We start from the raw sequence: 15,159 nt of genomic DNA on the forward strand, positions 1-15,159 counted from the left end.
GCCATGGTGTGAATGCGGAGCAGTAGACAACCTGAGCGTCGACCACACACCACGCAGTTGGGAACTGATCGAAGCCGGTCACAAACCAACGCTCGACTGGTTCGCCAACGGCCTGATGACCGTTCGCTGTCTCGCCTGCAATCGTGCTCGCGGAGCCGCTCGCGGCAACAACGTGACCAGACACGACTAATCGTCGCAGGCCAGGGCCTCGCAGAGGCTAGCCCTCTAGGCCCATGGGGACCGGCCCCGACCAGCGCCTTTGCCGGGACACCTCTCGCAAAGACGGCGCGCGTTTTTTGAGCCGCGCCGGATCGATTTGCCACACGAAAGCTTCAACACGTCATGCCGATTCGTAAGCCTGCGGATCAGAATCCGCTGCGGTTCAAGCGAACCGGGGATGACGTTGAGGACTTTTGTCGGTTCTGTGAGGCGTACATCCGGCTGGCCAAAGACATGCCGATGGTGGTGCGCCCGTGGCAGCGGGACGTCGTGGCGATGGTGTGGGGACCAGAGCGTCCGAAGTTGTCGGCGTTGGCAATTGGTCGTGGTAACGCGAAGTCGACTCTTGCGGCGGCGATGTGTCTCTATCGACTGTTCCTTGATGACGACGTTTCGATTGACTTGCTTGCCGTCGATGAGCGCCAGGCCGGGATCATTGGTGAGATCTGCAGCAAGATGGTGGCTCGCCATCCGCAGCTTGAGAAGCGCACGACGGTCTTCAAGGACCACTTGGTGGTTCGGGGTAGTGAGCTTTGGTGGCTTCCCGCGAATGCACCTGCGTTGGAGGGCCGTACGCCCGATCTGACGATCTGTGATGAGGGTGGCCGGATCAACGTCGAGGTGTACGAGGTTGCGGTGTTCTCGGCGTCGAAGAAGCCTGACGCTCAACTGTTTCTGATCGGTACGCCGGGGCCAATCCCACACAACGTGCTGGCGCAGTTCCGCGAGCATGCCATTGCGCACCCTGAGGACAAGTCGCAAGCGTTCATGGAGTTCAGCGCCAACAACTGGCCTGATCACCCGTTGACGTGTGAGCACTGCCTTGAGGCCAGTAATCCCGCGCTCGGGGATTGGCTGACGCTGGAATCTTTGTTGGCGACTGCGCCGCCGAAGACAAGCGAAGCTCATTGGCGCAGGGTCCGGTTGATTCAGTGGAACGTCACGAACGCGGACCCGCCGTTGCCGCAGGATTTGTGGGAGGCCCTGGGGGCCGGCGGGGATATCCCCGCCGGGGAACGAGTGGTGCTGGCGTTCGATGGCTCGTATAGCGGCAACGATGCGACCGTCATCGTCGCGGCCACCGTGTCTGCCACACCGCTTCTGCAGCTTGTGAAGTGGTGGGGGCGACCGGACCCGAACGACACGACATATCGCATTCCGATCCTGGAAGTTGAGCAGGCCATTCGGGACGCGTGCCGACGCTGGGACGTCGCCGAGATTGCGTGCGACTCGTATCGGTGGCAGCGATCCCTAGCCGTCCTAGAGGGCGACGGGTTGCCGGTGAAGGACTTCCCCCAGACGGTCAACCGCATGTCGGCGGCAACGTCGGCGTTCCTCGATGCGTGCCGAAACGGACAACTCAGTCATTCCGGTCATCCGCTGATCGGTGAGCACTTGAACAACGCCGTGCTGACGGAGGACGGGCGCGGCGGTCGGCTGGTTAAGGCGCACCGGTCCGTCCGTATTGATGCCGCGATTTGCGCGGTGATGGCGGTGTCGCGGGCCATGTGGTTCGCATCCAAACCTCTGAAACGAAAGCGAACGGTGAGTTTCGCAGCATGACTAGTACCCCTTTGTTGATCGAGATGCAGCAGCGTCTATCGGCTGGCTTGCATCGCCGCTCGGAGAATCGGTCTTATTGGGATGGCAAGCAGCCCTTGGCCTACCTGGCACCAGAGGCACGGGCCGCGCTCGGTAACCGCTTCGGTGCGTTGTCGGTGAATTACGCCCGCGTCGCAATCACCGCACTAACTGAGCGACTGCGGCTCAACGGCTTTGACGGTGCCCCGGTATGGGACGAGTTGCTGGCGCTGGATTACGACACCCTGGCTGACACGCTGCACCGCGAGGCTCTATTGCAGGGCGAGGCGTTCTGTCTGGTGTGGGCCGATGATCACGGCAACCCCACGATCACAATTGAGTCGGGCGACTCGGTAGCGGTCAAGCGGGATGACGTGACCCGCCAGATCGTGGCCGGGATCAAGCAGGTGTCAGTGAAGACGACACCAGCCACGCAGGGTCACACCGACGCGTGGATTTACCAGGCTGACACTGTCGAGCATTGGCGTAGCAATGCGCCGGGTGGCGGTGGCGAGTTTGAGCTAATCGAGACTGTGCCGAACGGCTTGGGTGTGGTGCCTATCGTGGCGTTCACCAACGCTGATCTGCTGCCGTCGGCGTGGCGAGATACCCCGTATCTGGAGTATTCGGGTGAGTCCGAGATTCAGCCGCTGAAGTGCCTCATTGACGGTCTGGCCAAGACGGTTGCAGATCTTGCCGTGGCCCAGGAGTACACCGCCCGACCCCGCCGATGGGCCACCGGAATTGAGTTGACCGAAGAGCCGGTGACCGACGAGGACGGCAACCCGGTTATCGGCGAGGACGGCGAACCGGTCACTCAGACGGTGAACCCGATCCCTGAAGGGAACCGGGCGATGCTGGCCGAGGATCCTCAGGCCCGCTTCGGCCAGCTTGACGGCGCGAACCTAGAGGGCTTCCGCACGGCTGTCGACATTTGGGTCCAGAGCCTGATGACTGTGGGTGCAATCCCAAGCCATATGTGCGGGATCACTACGGCCAACCCGAGCACTAGCGAGGCGATGCAAGCTTCGGAGGCTGGACTGACAGCCCGAAGCGAGAGCAAGGCGAAGATGTTCTCACGTTCCCACGAACTGGTGGCGCGTTTGGTGTACGCAGTGAGCCACGGTGTCGACCCCAACGCGGTGGCTGTCCGCGCATTGTGGGGTCCGTTCGATGTGCGCAGTGAGGCCGCTGCTGCTGACGCTGCGGTGAAGTTGTTCAGCTCTCGCTTGTTGAGTCGGGAGGCGACCCTTGCGCGACTGGGCTTTTCGCAGGAGCAGATTGAGCGCGAACTTGCCTCGATCAAGCGCGACGTGGCCGACGCCCGCGATATCAACTTGGCCCATGTCCTAAGTGGCGCGGGCGACCGGTAACAGGAGACTTAGCAATGAGTGACACAAACGAGGCCCCAGAAGCCACGCAGACAGACGAACTGGCCGAACCCGAGGCGATCTCAACTGGAGACGATCTCGCTGCGCCACAGGGCAATACAGAGGTATTTGACTCTGACTATGTCAACGGTCTGAAGCAGGAAGCTATCGACCACCGACAGAAGGCGAAGAGCTATGCCGCGCGGCTGCACACCGAATTGGTGCGGTCAACTGGGCGATTGGCTGACCCGAATGATCTTCCCTTCGACGCTGCGCACCTCGAAGACACCGACGCGCTCAATTCGGCCATCGATGAACTGCTGACCCGTAAACCGCACTTCGCGGCACGAACCCCTCACGGTGACGTCGGCCAAGGAGCCAAGGACCAGGTGCCCCCTGTCAACTTCATCAGCCACCTGAAATCGATGGTGTGACATATAATTAGAGATGTAGCGGCGTGATTCCGCCTCAACATCTTTCGGGCGTGATGCCCAATCTTTGGACGCGACGTCCACCGCAACGCGAGGCGCGATGCCTTTAGAAGCGTAGCGATGTAAAACAATTATCCCTAAAGGCATTACCTAAATGACAATTGCAACCCCGGCGGCCAATGCTTCCGCCATCAATGCCGCGCTATCTGCAGCCGTAGTGGCCCCACTGCAGCAGAAGTCGACTTTCCTGTCTCTACCCGGTGTCAACATCATCGATACCGCTGCCCCTCTTCGTATCCCGGTAGCGGCCAGCACGTCGCCCGCAGCGGCGTTCACCGCTCCCGGCGCGGCGATCACAGAGCAGGCCGTTGCCCTTACTGAGTTGGTGTTGCTCCCAACTGAGCGAGTCGGCCTGAAGAGCCTCACGCCAGTAAGCAATGAACTGATCCGCATGTCGGCGCTGTCGCTGGAGTCGGTTTTGACACAGCGGATCGTGGAGGACCAGGCCATCGTCCTGGACGCCGCCCTATGGAACGGCACAGGTTCGTCCAACAGCATCAAGGGCGTACTGAAGGTATCGGGGATCACCAGCTCTACCAATGCTGATCTGCTGACCGACCCTGACGTTTTGATCGATGCGCTCGCCGCCATGGCAGAGCAGCACGTTGCCCCAAGTGTTTTGGCCATGCGCCCAACGACTTTCGCGGCGTTGCGCAAGATCAAGGTTTCGGACACCGATGCCCGGTACGTCCTTGATCCCTCAGCCGCGTTCGCCGCTGGTGACCAGCAGTTGTTCGGCCTGCCAGTAACTCTGACAACTGCGGTGCCTGGGAATGCCGTCGCGATCCTGGACACCAGCCGCATCTACATCGGGCGTGACATCGACAGTTCGGTTGTGGTGCTTGACCAGACCTACGGCGCGAACGACAGCATCGCTATCCGCTGCGTGTCTCGCTATGACGTGATCCTGACCAACCCGGCTGCAGTCAATCTGATCAAGACGGCCTAACCGTGGCGGCACCAACTAGTGCCGATCTCACTGCGCTGCTTGGCCGAACCGTCACCCAGGAGCAGGGTGACGCGGTCATCGGCGTGGTGAGCGCGATGGCATCAGCGCACACGCGCGGCGTTGGCTTCGCCGATAGCGAACCTAACCCTGAGATCCGCGCTGTGATCCTCGCGGCGTCGGCGCGCATGATCAGCAACCCTGCCGGTATCCGTGCTGAAACTGTTGGTCCTGAGTCGGTTTCGTACTCGCCGTTCGTCGGCTTTACGGTCGGTGAACTGGTGGTGTTGGACCGCTACAGGGTGAAGGCTCTGTGATGGCAACCGGCACGCTGTACCGCCCAGCGGCAAGGGACGCCCACGGCGATCCGGTCGACGCAGAAGGCAACGTGGTTCATGTCGGCGGTGAGGTCGGCACCATCAGCGGCCTGGTGGTCGGTGGCCCAAAGTGGCAGCCAGCAGGCCAGCGCGGCGACATTGTCGACACCACAGGATTGGTCGGCGTACCACTCAGGGAGCCGGTACAGCCCGAGCACGGGGACACGCTCGTTATGGACGGTGTGAAGTTCAAGATTCAAGGCCCACCGCAGTGGGCCAGTCGTGGCTTGGTGACCACGACACCGCGATACCGGTGGTTCACGATCACCGCCGTGGCCAACTAAGAGCAACCTGTTGGGGAGATCGGCTTCTTTCCGGCAGGGGCGGGGATTTTCCTCAAAATCCTTCCCCGCCCATGGTTCCGACCGGCTGGTTACCGGTGCGGAGCCAACCAATGACCGGGCCTAGTTCCCCCGGTTGTGCGCCCGTCTCAGGCTGCACCGCGAACCCCCCAGTTTCGGCTGGGGGGTTTCGTCGTTTCAATACTGCCTTTCGTGAATGAGCAGATGGGCCTTCCGGATTGGGAAATTGACGGCTAGCGTTCCGCGCATGACACAGCAAGAAACCCAATTCCTGTCCGATGCGCAACGCCTGGCTGCCTCACCTCTCTGGCAAGCAATCAAGGATCTGGCTGGGCCGCAGCGCGTAACTTCTTGATCTGCTCTTCCAGAGCTGCAACAGAATTGGCGGTGAACTCAATCATCAATTCGTTCCCGCTGCGAACCCAGGACTCATGCACACTTCGCGCAGCCTCAAGTTGAGCCTCGCACAAGGCTATAGGGTCAAGGTCGTTGAAATCCGTTACATCATGACCGGGATGGCTGCTCCAGCCGCACTCGCTGCAATTCTCGAAGTGCCCCCCGTCTGGCCCGATGTCGCGGTCGAAAAAGGTTCGCACCGCGCGTGACTCGCAGAGGGGACATTGGTCGATACGGTCGCGCCGTTCTCGTGAAAGGGTCCTCGCCATATCGAGGAGGATCGTTTCGACAGCCTGCGTTGCAATGAGAGCAACGGTCTTGCTGGCATTCCTATGGTGTGTCAGCCAGTTCACTAGGTCCCAGGCTTTGTCAGTCGTTGCCTTGAGGTACACCCGTACGTCCTTGTTGCTGCTGCCTGGATAGAAGTGACCCCACAGGATCTCGCCCCACATTTTGACGTTGGAGTCCTGCGGGCGCTCTACGTCTGCCGGTAGATCAGTTCGACGGCGTGCCGCCGCAATGAGGGAGATCATTGCTTCCCGCAATTGCATTCCGACACCTTGGAAGTCGACTACCTCAACCGCTCGGTCTAGGGCTTCTTCCGCTTGGCTAAGCCGACGAAATACCTCGTCGAATGGCGTGGTTCCTGTCGCCACCGCTTCATCTTTGCTCCTGATCCGTGCCATAAGCCCGATGTGAAAGGACAGCGTGTAGTCCAAGCTTGGGAAGTGTTTTTGTGAGTAGAGATTTGTCAGGTTCGTGAAGACCCAATAGCGGTCCTTGTCGGTCGTGACGTCCCACGCCTCATATGGCGTGCCCAGCACGTATTCAACCTTTATGCGCTCGGCGTGTTGCACTGTCTCGTCGTCGTGGTGAGCTTCCGCTTCGACGTACTCGGCAATCTGTGTCTCCGAGTAGTAGTCGCGTTCAGGGCTATATCGACCTAGCTGATCTGCCGGGAGGGGCGGATCAGGCGGAAGCGTGCACTCGTCGTCAAGCTCTTCACTCGGACTGCCGTCTGTCATCAGAGCGCCTCCCGCTCGTGCATCCTGGCGATGTATTCGTTGATCCAATCTGCATCGACCAGCGGCAAGGTTTTGCACTCCGATTTCCCGCAGATACACCCATGGTCCGTTGCGTGGTGGTAGCGGCTTAGTTTCTCGAACTGTTTCAGGATGCTGTCGCGCGAGCGGAACGCGGCAAGCATTTTCTCTCGGTATTCGTCGGCCCGGTCAAGAGCTTCGTTCAGCTCGTCCACGGTCTCACCCCATCGGACGCGAAGCTCTTCCTCGTGTTCTTGGGCCTTTCTGAGCTTGTCAGCGCGGTGTTCGTTGCACGGACGGCATATCCACCCGCGAATCAGGCCGTTAGGGTCACGCACGGCTGAGGACGTTCGTTGGGGGTTCTCCAGTTCGCAACAGTCGCACACGACGGGACGGGTCGGGTCGGGTAGCGGGTGGTCGTCCATAGGGTCTGCCTCGTTGATGCTTACGCCGGTTACCCACAACCGTGGCACGCGATGGGGACGACGCCGAGGCGACTCGCCTTACCTCAAGCGTTGCAATAAGGGTGCAAGCTGTTTCGCCGAGAAAAAAGTCAGGCCCCGAAAACGGGGCCTGACCTGCAGGGTGGCTGACGGGACTCGAACCCGCGACAGCCAGGATCACAACCTGGTGCTCTACCAACTGAACTACAGCCACCATCGCTGCGGACCGTCCGAAGGCGGCAGCAGCGTCGTCGATACTAGCGGTTGTCAGCCTCTCCAGCCGAATCCGTTTCGCCCGGGGCGTCGACCTCTGCCGCGGCCGCGGCAATTTCGCTGGTAGAAGGCCCTGGTTGGGGGACGAACGCGGTGCGTCGGTAGTACTTCAGCTCGCGGATCGACTCCTGGATGTCGGCCAGTGCGCGGTGGGCGAGGCCCTTTTCCGGCTGTCCGTAGTAGATCCGCGGATACCAACGCCGGCACAGCTCCTTGATCGAGCTGACGTCGATCATCCGGTAGTGCAGGTAGTTGTCCAGCGTCGGCATGTCGCGCGCGATGAACCCGCGGTCGGTGGCGATCGAATTGCCGGCCAGTGGCGCAGTCTTGGCCTGCTTCACGTGGGAGCGGATGTACTCCATGACGAGTTCCTCGGCGGCCGGCACGTCGATGACCGACGCGCGGACCTCCTCGGTGAGTCCGGACCGCTTGTGCATCTGGGCGACTACCTCGACCATTCCGTCCAGGGACTCGTCATCGGTGTGGATGACCACGTCGATGCCTTCGCCGATGACGTTGAGCTCGGCGTCGGTCACCAGGGCGGCGATCTCGATGAGCTTGTCGGTCCGCAGATCGAGGCCGGTCATCTCGCAGTCGATCCACACCAATTCTTCACGCACAGCGCTCCACCCTAAGCCCCCGGTGGGAAGTAGTGTCGTAGCGGCCATCACCCGAGCGACCACGGAGGCGGCCGATGAGCAGCGAATCGACGATGACCCCTGCCCAGCAGATCGCCGCGGGGTACGCGACTGCCGGGGCGACACTCGATCTCGGTTCGGTCGTCATCGATGGTGCAGTCGATCCGGCGGCGCAGGTTCGCATCCCGCTGGCCATGATGAACCGCCACGGTCTGGTGGCCGGAGCCACCGGCACCGGCAAGACCAAGACCCTGCAGGTGATCGCCGAGCAGCTGTCTGCGGCCGGGGTGCCGGTGATGATGGCCGACGTCAAAGGTGACCTGTCCGGGTTGTCGCGCCCGGGGGAGTCCAGTGACCGGACCCTGCAGCGCGCCAAGGACACTGGCGACGACGGCTGGGTGGGCGCGCCGTTCCCCGTCGAGTTCCTTTCGCTGGGCACCGGCGGAATCGGCGTCCCGGTCCGCGCCACGATCTCGGCATTCGGACCCATCCTGCTATCGAAAGTGTTGGGGCTCAATGCCACTCAGGAATCCACGCTCGGGCTGATCTTCCACTGGGCCGACCAGCAGGGGCTGCCGCTGCTGGATCTGAAGGATCTGCGGTCGGTGATCACCTATCTGACCAGCGACCAGGGCAAGGAGACGCTGAAGACCATCGGTGGGGTGTCCGCCCAGACTGCGGGCGTCATTCTGCGTGCACTGGTCAACCTCGAAGCCGAGGGCGGCGACACCTTCTTCGGGGAACCCGAAATCGACCCGGCCGATCTTCTTCGCGTCGACTCGCAGGGCCGCGGCGTGATCACCCTGCTCGAGCTCGGCGACCAGGCGGCCCGGCCGGTGATGTTCTCCACGTTCCTGATGTGGGTGCTCGCCGACCTGTTCACCTACCTGCCCGAGGTCGGCGACGTCGACAAGCCCAAGCTGGTGTTCTTCTTCGACGAGGCACACCTGTTGTTCACCGATGCGTCCAAAGCGTTCCTGCAGCAGGTCGAGCAGACGGTCAAACTGATCCGCTCCAAGGGCGTCGGCGTGTTCTTCTGCACTCAGCTGCCCACCGATGTGCCCAATAACGTGCTGTCGCAACTGGGTGCCCGCATCCAGCACGCGCTGCGGGCGTTCACACCGGATGACCAGAAGGCGCTGTCGAAGACGGTGCGCACCTATCCCAAGACCCAGTTCTACGATCTGGAAACGGATTTGACGTCATTGGGCATCGGCGAGGCCATCGTCACAGTGCTTTCCGAGCGTGGCGCTCCGACTCCGGTGGCGTGGACCCGGCTACGCCCGCCGCAGTCGCTGATGGACACCATCGGCCCCGATGCGATCAAGGCTGCGGCGCAATCGAGTTCGCTGTTCGCCAAGTACGGCCAGACCGTCGACCGCCAATCCGCCTACGAGATGCTGGCGACGAAACTCGCGCCGCCGCCTCAGGAGCCCGTCGACCTGCCGCCGCTGCTGCCCACCGGAATCGACCTGCCGCCGATGCCCAAGCCGCAGAAGGCCGAGCCCGGCGTGCTCGATCAGGTGATGAACAGCCCGGCGTTCAAGAGCGCGATGCGCTCGGCGGGCACGGTGATCGGCCGCGAGATCACCCGCAGCATTTTCGGGACGGGCCGCCGGAGGCGGTAGGCGCCGACATCGGGCACGGCTTCATCGAGATCGACGCCAGCGTGAGGGTCACTCGATCTTGTCCACGCTCACGTCGATCTCGATGACGAGTTGCCGTGGGGGATGGCCGTCGCCGCCACGGTGAGAAGCCGAGATCGACGAAATGCGGGTATCTACTCGCACTTCTGCTGCCAAACGTCGGTTTGGGCGAGAGAGCGCGAGAAGGCTAGTCGCCGCCCAGCTTCTTGTAGACCGCGCCGACGATCGGCGTGACGATCGAGCGCGGGGCGTAGCCCGACGCCACTGACATCGCCTTGGACGTCAGCCCGGGCACGACCCGCATCTTGTTGTGCTCCAAGCCATCCAACGAGATCCGGGCCGTGTATTCGGTGTTGATCCACAGGAAGTCGGGGATCAATCGCTCCACCAGTGACTGCTCGGACTCGTCGGGCAGCTCGGTGCGCACCGGCCCCGGGGCCAGCACCGTCACGTGCACGCCGACGCCCTTGAGCTCGCCGCGCAGCGACTCACTGAACGTGTTCGCGAACGCCTTGGTCGCGGCGTAGGTGGCGTTGTTCGGGATCGGCGAATTACCGGCCGCCGAGCCCGAGATCAGGATGCCGCCGGCCTTGCGGGCGACCATCCGCGGCAGCACCGCCAGCACCAGATCATGCACACCGAGCACATTGAGCTGGACCTGTGCCCGCTCGGCCGCCGGATCCAGCTTCGCAACGGGCCCGAAAGTAGCGGTGCCCGCATTGGCGCACAGGATCGAGATCTCGCGGCCGGCCAACTCGTCGGCGAACGCGGTCCGCGCGTCGGGATCCGCGAGATCCACCGCGCGCACCTCGACATTGACGCGGTAGCGCTCGGTGAGTCGCGCCGCCAGCTCGGCCAGCACCTCACCGCGGCGCGCGGTGATGATCAGGTGGTGGCCGCGGGCGGCGAGTTCGGTGGCCAGCGCCTCACCGATGCCTTGGGAGGCACCGGTGACGACGGCTCTGCTGTCCGGGGAGGGTGCGGGTACTGGCATGCGGCAATCGTAGGGGGCTTGGATACGCTGGCCCGCATGCCCAGGCCCCTGTCGGTTGCCCAGACCGCCGGGCGGTCAAGAGTTGTGGCGTGGGCCCTATGGGACTGCGGTTCCACAGGCATGAACGCCATCGTCGCGACGTTCGTTTTCGCCGTGTACCTGACCAGCACGGTCGGCCAGGGTCTACCGGGCGACACCTCGCCGGCGAGCTGGCTGGGCCGGGCGCTGGCACTTGCCGGCCTCACCGTCGCGGTTCTCGCGCCGCTCACCGGTGTCCTGGTTCAGGCGCCGCAGCGGCGTCGCGCCGCCCTGATGCTGCTGACCGGGTTGGCGGTGCTGTCGACCACGGCGATGAGCCTCATCCGCGCGGAGCCGGCTTACTTCGCGATGGGTCTGGTGCTGCTGGCGTTCACCGCGGCGTGCGGCGATCTGGCGAGCGTGCCCTACAACGCGATGCTGCGGCAGCTCACCACCCCGCAGACGTCCGGGCGCATCTCCGGAATAGGAGCGGCCGCCGGATACTTCGGCAGCGTTCTGCTGCTGATCATCATCTACGTGGCGTTCATCGCAGGTAGCGGCCCGGACCGAGGCTTGCTCGGAGTCCCGGTCGCCGACGGCCAGAACGTGCGCGCCGCGATGCTGATGGCCGCCGCCTGGTTCGTCGTCCTCGCGCTGCCGCTGCTGATCACCGCTCACACCCTCGCCCCGGCCGTGGACCTCGAGCCGGTGCCGCCTGGTCAGGCCGGTGGCTACCGCGGGCTGTGGAACGATCTGCGCTCGGAGTGGCGCCGCGATCGCAACCTGGTCTACTACCTGGTCGTCAGCGCGGTCTTCCGTGACGGCATCGCCGGCGTCTTCGCCTTCGGCGCGGTCCTCGGTGTCAGCGTGTACGGCATCTCGCCGTCCAACGTGCTGATCTTCGGGGTGATCGCCAGCACCATGGCCGCCCTCGGCGCGGTGATCGCCGGGCCGGTCGACGACCGGATCGGTGGCAAACCGGTGATCGTCGCCTCGCTGACGTTGATGATCGTCGTCGGCCTCACGCTGTTGTCACTGTCCGGGCCCGTCGTGTTCTGGATCTGCGGCCTGCTGTTGGCGCTGTGCGTCGGACCGGTCACCACGTCCGCGCGCACAGTGCTGCTGCGGATGGTCAGCGACGGCAAGGAAGCCGTGGCGTTCGGGCTCTACACCACCACTGGACGGGCGGCGTCGTTCCTGGCGCCGTGGCTGTTCTTCGTCTTCGTCGATGCCTTCCACGCCGACCGCGCCGGGCTCGGCGGGCTGTGCGTGGTGCTGGCGGTCGGCCTGCTGGGCATGCTGCTGGTGAAGGTGCCCAACAACCACCGGGCGGGTTAGCCCGCCCCGGTGCAGATCGTGAGGCCGCGGCCGGTGCGTTCGCGGACTTGAGAGCCGTTCACCGACACGCTGCAGGTCACATCGCGCCCGACATTGACCACCGCGACGCTCGCCGAGGTCCGCGCCGGCGACGACAGGCTGACTTCCTTGCTCCACGGCAGCATCACGTTGAACTCGGTCTGCATGATGCCGCCGGTGTCGACGTAGGTGATGTTGATCGCGCGGCCGTCACCGGAAACCGTGTAGACGACGGTGTCGGTGCCCGTCGGGCTGGTCGTGTCGGTGGGTAGCGGCGCCGCGGTGCCCGGTGCGCCGCTGGTCGTCGGCAGCGTGGGCCGCGTCGTCGACGGCACCAGGGTGGTGGCCCGCGGCGCGGTCGTCGTCTCCGACAGCGGTGGTAGCGGCGCCACCACGGTGGACTCCCTGGCCGAGCTGGTCACGATCACCAGGGCGATCACCAGACCCACCACGAGCAGCACCGCGACCCCCGCGGCGATCCACAACCACTTCGGTGACTTGGGCGGGCCTGGTGGCGGCGTGGGTGGCTCGCCGGGCGGATAACCGCCGCCTTGTTGCCAGTAGGACGGCAGCTGTTCGGTGGGCTGCATCGTCGGCGGCACACCGCCCTGGACGTACCCGGGGCTACCGTAGCCAGGTCCGTAATACTGACCGGAGTAGGCGGGATCGGTGCTCGGCGGATAACCATTGCCCGCCGACTGCGTCGGGTCAGACCACTCTGGTCGACGCGGATCGTTCATTCCCACCTCATGCTTGCAGGCTACCTGCGAGTGGCAGCGCGGGGTTGGATGCCTGTTGCTCAGCACAGTGTTTACCACCGGTGGGCGACGTGGAACGTGTTACGGAGTAAGAGGAACCAAAGAAAGTGAGGTGGCGTGGAACCCGACGTGCGCGCGACGTATGGCGCATCACTGTCGCCGGACGCGACGGCATTCGCCCATATCGTCGACGACGGCGGATATCCGCGCGCCGTTCAACGTTTCCTGCGGGGCTGGCGGGCAAGTTCGTCCCGCGACGTGGAATTGCCGGTTGAGGGGCCGGTGACCAGGGTCATCCATTCGGCCGACGGGCACTGGCTGGCCTGTCAGGTCGCCCCCGAGGGCAGCACCCGGAGCCAGATCTGGGTGGTCACCACCGACCCCGACGACCGGATGGCTCGCCGTATCGACGGCATGGGTTTCGACGGGATGGCCGGCACGGCCGAGCTGATCGCCTGGGACGGCACCCGGGTGTGCGCGATCCTCACCGGTGAGGACGGCATCGGCCAGTCCAGCCTGATCGACCCCGCCGACGGCAGCGTGACGGTACTGGACCGGCGCTCCGGTGGCCGCCTGGTGGACGCCTGGGCCGGGTCGGCACTGGTCCGGGTCGGCCCGCGGGGCTATCGCGAGCTGATCATGCTGACCGGTCCGACCGAAATCGCTTTGCTGCCTTCAGATCCCGGATCGTCAACGGACATGGGCGTGATCTTGGACGATCACCATCCGCGGCGATTGCGCTCCGGTCCTGATGGTGAGCAGACCACGCTGTATCACCCCGCCTACACCTATGGGCCGGATTTCGTGGACGGCTATGTGCGCGCGCTGATCCGCAGCGACAACGGCTCGGACAACAGTCGGCTGCTGGAAGTCACGGTCACCCCCGACGGCGTCGCGTATCACGTGGTCGCCGAGCGTCGGGGCCACGACCTCGACGAGTTTGTGGTCAGCGACGATCTGTCGACTGTTGCGCTGTTGTGGAACATCAACGGCTGCAGCGAATTACAGATCCTCGAGTACATCGACAACACGGTGTCCGAGCCGATACCGCTGCCGAATCTGGTGGCCAGCGAGCTGTCTATCAGTGCCGGCGGATCGATGGTCGCGATGACGATCCAGGGCGCCGATCTGCCGCGCACCGTCGAACTGGTCGATCCCCGGTCGCGGGAGTGGGAGCGCATCGATCGCAAGCCCAGCGTGGGCCCGGTTTCGGACCGGCCCAGGCTGCATTTCGTGACCGCACGGGACAGTCGTTCGCTGACGGGCTGGTTGTACTGCCCGCCGCCTGGTGTCGAGCAGACCGGCATGATGATCTATCTGCACGGCGGACCGGAAGGTCAGGCCCGCCCATCGCACAGCGAAATCTTTCCAGGATTGCTCGACGAGGGTATCGCGGTGTTCACGCCCAATGTCCGGGGTTCGGGTGGGCAGGGCCGGGAATTCGTGCACGCCGACGACAAGGACAAGCGATTCGCCGCGATCGACGACGTGGCCGACTGCGCGCACTACCTTGCCGAGCGTGGTCTGGCCGATCCCACGCGAATCGCTTGCGCGGGTTGGTCTTACGGTGGCTACCTCACGATGGCCGCCTTGGCGTTCCATCCTGATCTGTTCGTCGCCGGCGTCAGCATTTGCGGGATGAGCGATCTGGGCACGTTCTACCGCACCACCGAACCGTGGATCGCGGCGGCGTCCTACGCCGAGTACGGGCACCCCATCGCCGATCGGGACCTCCTCGACGAGCTCTCTCCGCTGCAGAGGGTGGATGCGTTGACCGCGCCGTTGCTGTTGGTGCACGGCGGCACCGACACCAACGTTCCGGTCAGCGAATCCGAGCAAATGGTCGAAGCCTTACGTGCGCGGGGGCGCACCGTGCGCTATCTGCTCTTCGGCGACGACGGCCACGAGATCGTCAAACGCGAGAACCACGCCGCGCTGGCCCGAGCTGTCGCTGACTGGCTGGCCATGGCGTTCGAGCGCAGCGAAATTCGAAAGGTTTAGGAAACTTTCGGGCGGGTAAAACCTTGTCCGCCAAGTACAGCGAACCATCAAGGAGGCCAACCATGCGAGGCCGCGGAATCATAGGCGTGATCGTTATCGTGTGGCTGCTGATCGGAGTTTTCGCTACCTGGCAGCGCGGTTACTTCTCCAACAGTCAAGCCAATTGCGCTACTGCAGGGTCAATCGCTCTGACGGTGGTTGCGGGACCGCTCAATTACGCGGGAGTCAATCCCAAGGTTGCCAGCTGCAACCTGCCGCAACCCAGTCAATAGTGGCGAAAACAGTTCAGCAAGCGAGCATCTGGAGG

At 63.7% G+C, this 15,159-nt stretch carries 15 protein-coding genes and 1 tRNA gene; 10 read left to right on the forward strand and 6 right to left on the reverse strand.

Annotation, left to right across the window (positions count from 1 at the left end):
* The first annotated feature begins 342 nt into the window (after nucleotides 1–342).
* The 6 genes from D3H54_RS09560 to D3H54_RS09585 all read left to right on the forward strand — a co-directional run bounded on the left by D3H54_RS09560 (nucleotide 343) and on the right by D3H54_RS09585 (nucleotide 5,268).
* Nucleotides 343–1,782 (forward strand): terminase large subunit domain-containing protein, encoded by a 1,440-nt coding sequence (locus tag D3H54_RS09560; protein WP_149378837.1) that lies wholly within the window; start codon nucleotides 343–345, stop codon nucleotides 1,780–1,782.
* Between the two features lie 23 nt (nucleotides 1,783–1,805).
* Nucleotides 1,806–3,173 (forward strand): phage portal protein, encoded by a 1,368-nt coding sequence (locus D3H54_RS09565; RefSeq protein WP_286199266.1) that lies wholly within the window; start codon nucleotides 1,806–1,808, stop codon nucleotides 3,171–3,173.
* Between the two features lie 14 nt (nucleotides 3,174–3,187).
* Nucleotides 3,188–3,604, forward strand: a complete 417-nt coding sequence (locus D3H54_RS09570) for a hypothetical protein (protein ID WP_149378839.1) — start codon at nucleotides 3,188–3,190, stop codon at nucleotides 3,602–3,604.
* A gap of 151 nt (nucleotides 3,605–3,755) precedes the next feature.
* Complete coding sequence (locus D3H54_RS09575) at nucleotides 3,756–4,610, forward strand: phage major capsid protein (protein WP_149378840.1); 855 nt, start codon at nucleotides 3,756–3,758, stop codon at nucleotides 4,608–4,610.
* A 2-nt stretch (nucleotides 4,611–4,612) separates the two neighbouring features.
* Nucleotides 4,613–4,924: a hypothetical protein gene (locus D3H54_RS09580; protein WP_149378841.1), complete on the forward strand. Its 312-nt coding sequence runs from the start codon at nucleotides 4,613–4,615 to the stop codon at nucleotides 4,922–4,924.
* Complete coding sequence (locus D3H54_RS09585; protein WP_149378842.1) at nucleotides 4,924–5,268, forward strand: hypothetical protein; 345 nt, start codon at nucleotides 4,924–4,926, stop codon at nucleotides 5,266–5,268. The genes D3H54_RS09580 and D3H54_RS09585 overlap by 1 nt, the downstream gene beginning before the upstream one ends.
* Before the next feature lie 335 nt (nucleotides 5,269–5,603).
* Here D3H54_RS09585 and D3H54_RS09590 read toward each other — a convergent pair whose 3' ends face one another.
* The 4 genes from D3H54_RS09590 to orn all read right to left on the reverse strand — a co-directional run bounded on the left by D3H54_RS09590 (nucleotide 5,604) and on the right by orn (nucleotide 8,061).
* Complete coding sequence (locus D3H54_RS09590; RefSeq protein ID WP_210419664.1) at nucleotides 5,604–6,707, reverse strand: hypothetical protein; 1,104 nt, start codon at nucleotides 6,705–6,707, stop codon at nucleotides 5,604–5,606.
* Entirely contained in the window at nucleotides 6,707–6,940 is a 234-nt protein-coding gene (locus tag D3H54_RS31735; RefSeq protein WP_286199188.1) for a hypothetical protein, read from the reverse strand. Before D3H54_RS31735 ends, D3H54_RS09590 begins: the two co-directional genes overlap by 1 nt.
* Before the next feature lie 369 nt (nucleotides 6,941–7,309).
* A tRNA-His gene (locus D3H54_RS09600) sits at nucleotides 7,310–7,382 on the reverse strand.
* A 43-nt stretch (nucleotides 7,383–7,425) separates the two neighbouring features.
* On the reverse strand, nucleotides 7,426–8,061 hold the full coding sequence (orn, locus tag D3H54_RS09605) for an oligoribonuclease (RefSeq protein ID WP_168214822.1): 636 nt from the start codon (nucleotides 8,059–8,061) through the stop codon (nucleotides 7,426–7,428).
* A gap of 74 nt (nucleotides 8,062–8,135) precedes the next feature.
* Between orn and D3H54_RS09610 the strand changes: the two genes are divergently transcribed.
* Nucleotides 8,136–9,707, forward strand: coding sequence for a helicase HerA-like domain-containing protein (locus D3H54_RS09610; RefSeq protein ID WP_149378845.1), 1,572 nt, complete (start codon nucleotides 8,136–8,138; stop codon nucleotides 9,705–9,707).
* Nucleotides 9,708–9,912: 205 nt separating this feature from the next.
* Here D3H54_RS09610 and cmrA read toward each other — a convergent pair whose 3' ends face one another.
* Nucleotides 9,913–10,719, reverse strand: coding sequence for a mycolate reductase (cmrA, locus tag D3H54_RS09615; protein WP_149378846.1), 807 nt, complete (start codon nucleotides 10,717–10,719; stop codon nucleotides 9,913–9,915).
* A 36-nt stretch (nucleotides 10,720–10,755) separates the two neighbouring features.
* Here cmrA and D3H54_RS09620 point away from each other — a divergent pair, with 36 nt between their 5' ends.
* Nucleotides 10,756–12,075: an MFS transporter gene (locus D3H54_RS09620; RefSeq protein ID WP_149378847.1), complete on the forward strand. Its 1,320-nt coding sequence runs from the start codon at nucleotides 10,756–10,758 to the stop codon at nucleotides 12,073–12,075.
* Here the strand turns inward: D3H54_RS09620 and D3H54_RS09625 are convergent.
* Nucleotides 12,072–12,833 carry an MmpS family transport accessory protein gene (locus tag D3H54_RS09625; RefSeq protein WP_149378848.1) on the reverse strand — a complete coding sequence of 254 codons (762 nt, stop codon included), beginning with the start codon at nucleotides 12,831–12,833 and terminating at the stop codon, nucleotides 12,072–12,074. The genes D3H54_RS09620 and D3H54_RS09625 overlap by 4 nt on opposite strands.
* A gap of 135 nt (nucleotides 12,834–12,968) precedes the next feature.
* On the opposite strand from D3H54_RS09625, the gene D3H54_RS09630 reads away from it, so the two are divergent.
* Nucleotides 12,969–14,852 (forward strand): alpha/beta hydrolase family protein, encoded by a 1,884-nt coding sequence (locus tag D3H54_RS09630; RefSeq protein WP_149378849.1) that lies wholly within the window; start codon nucleotides 12,969–12,971, stop codon nucleotides 14,850–14,852.
* Nucleotides 14,853–14,914: 62 nt separating this feature from the next.
* Complete coding sequence (locus tag D3H54_RS31740; RefSeq protein WP_115320827.1) at nucleotides 14,915–15,124, forward strand: hypothetical protein; 210 nt, start codon at nucleotides 14,915–14,917, stop codon at nucleotides 15,122–15,124.
* Nucleotides 15,125–15,159: the final 35 nt, after the last annotated feature.

Origin of the sequence: Mycobacterium sp. ELW1 (assembly GCF_008329905.1) — a bacterium.
In the GTDB taxonomy this organism is placed as follows: domain Bacteria; phylum Actinomycetota; class Actinomycetes; order Mycobacteriales; family Mycobacteriaceae; genus Mycobacterium.

Bases quoted from the DNA above. Each gene is read 5' to 3' on its own strand.
- D3H54_RS09570 (WP_149378839.1), top strand. From the start codon at position 3,188: ATGAGTGACACAAACGAGGCCCCAGAAGCCACGCAGACAGACGAACTG.
- D3H54_RS09625 (WP_149378848.1), bottom strand. From the start codon at position 12,833: ATGAACGATCCGCGTCGACCAGAGTGGTCTGACCCGACGCAGTCGGCG.
- D3H54_RS09610 (WP_149378845.1), top strand. From the start codon at position 8,136: ATGAGCAGCGAATCGACGATGACCCCTGCCCAGCAGATCGCCGCGGGG.
- cmrA (WP_149378846.1), bottom strand. From the start codon at position 10,719: ATGCCAGTACCCGCACCCTCCCCGGACAGCAGAGCCGTCGTCACCGGT.
- D3H54_RS09560 (WP_149378837.1), top strand. From the start codon at position 343: ATGCCGATTCGTAAGCCTGCGGATCAGAATCCGCTGCGGTTCAAGCGA.
- D3H54_RS09590 (WP_210419664.1), bottom strand. From the start codon at position 6,707: ATGACAGACGGCAGTCCGAGTGAAGAGCTTGACGACGAGTGCACGCTT.
- D3H54_RS31740 (WP_115320827.1), top strand. From the start codon at position 14,915: ATGCGAGGCCGCGGAATCATAGGCGTGATCGTTATCGTGTGGCTGCTG.
- D3H54_RS09620 (WP_149378847.1), top strand. From the start codon at position 10,756: ATGCCCAGGCCCCTGTCGGTTGCCCAGACCGCCGGGCGGTCAAGAGTT.
- D3H54_RS09585 (WP_149378842.1), top strand. From the start codon at position 4,924: ATGGCAACCGGCACGCTGTACCGCCCAGCGGCAAGGGACGCCCACGGC.
- D3H54_RS09565 (WP_286199266.1), top strand. From the start codon at position 1,806: ATGCAGCAGCGTCTATCGGCTGGCTTGCATCGCCGCTCGGAGAATCGG.
- D3H54_RS09575 (WP_149378840.1), top strand. From the start codon at position 3,756: ATGACAATTGCAACCCCGGCGGCCAATGCTTCCGCCATCAATGCCGCG.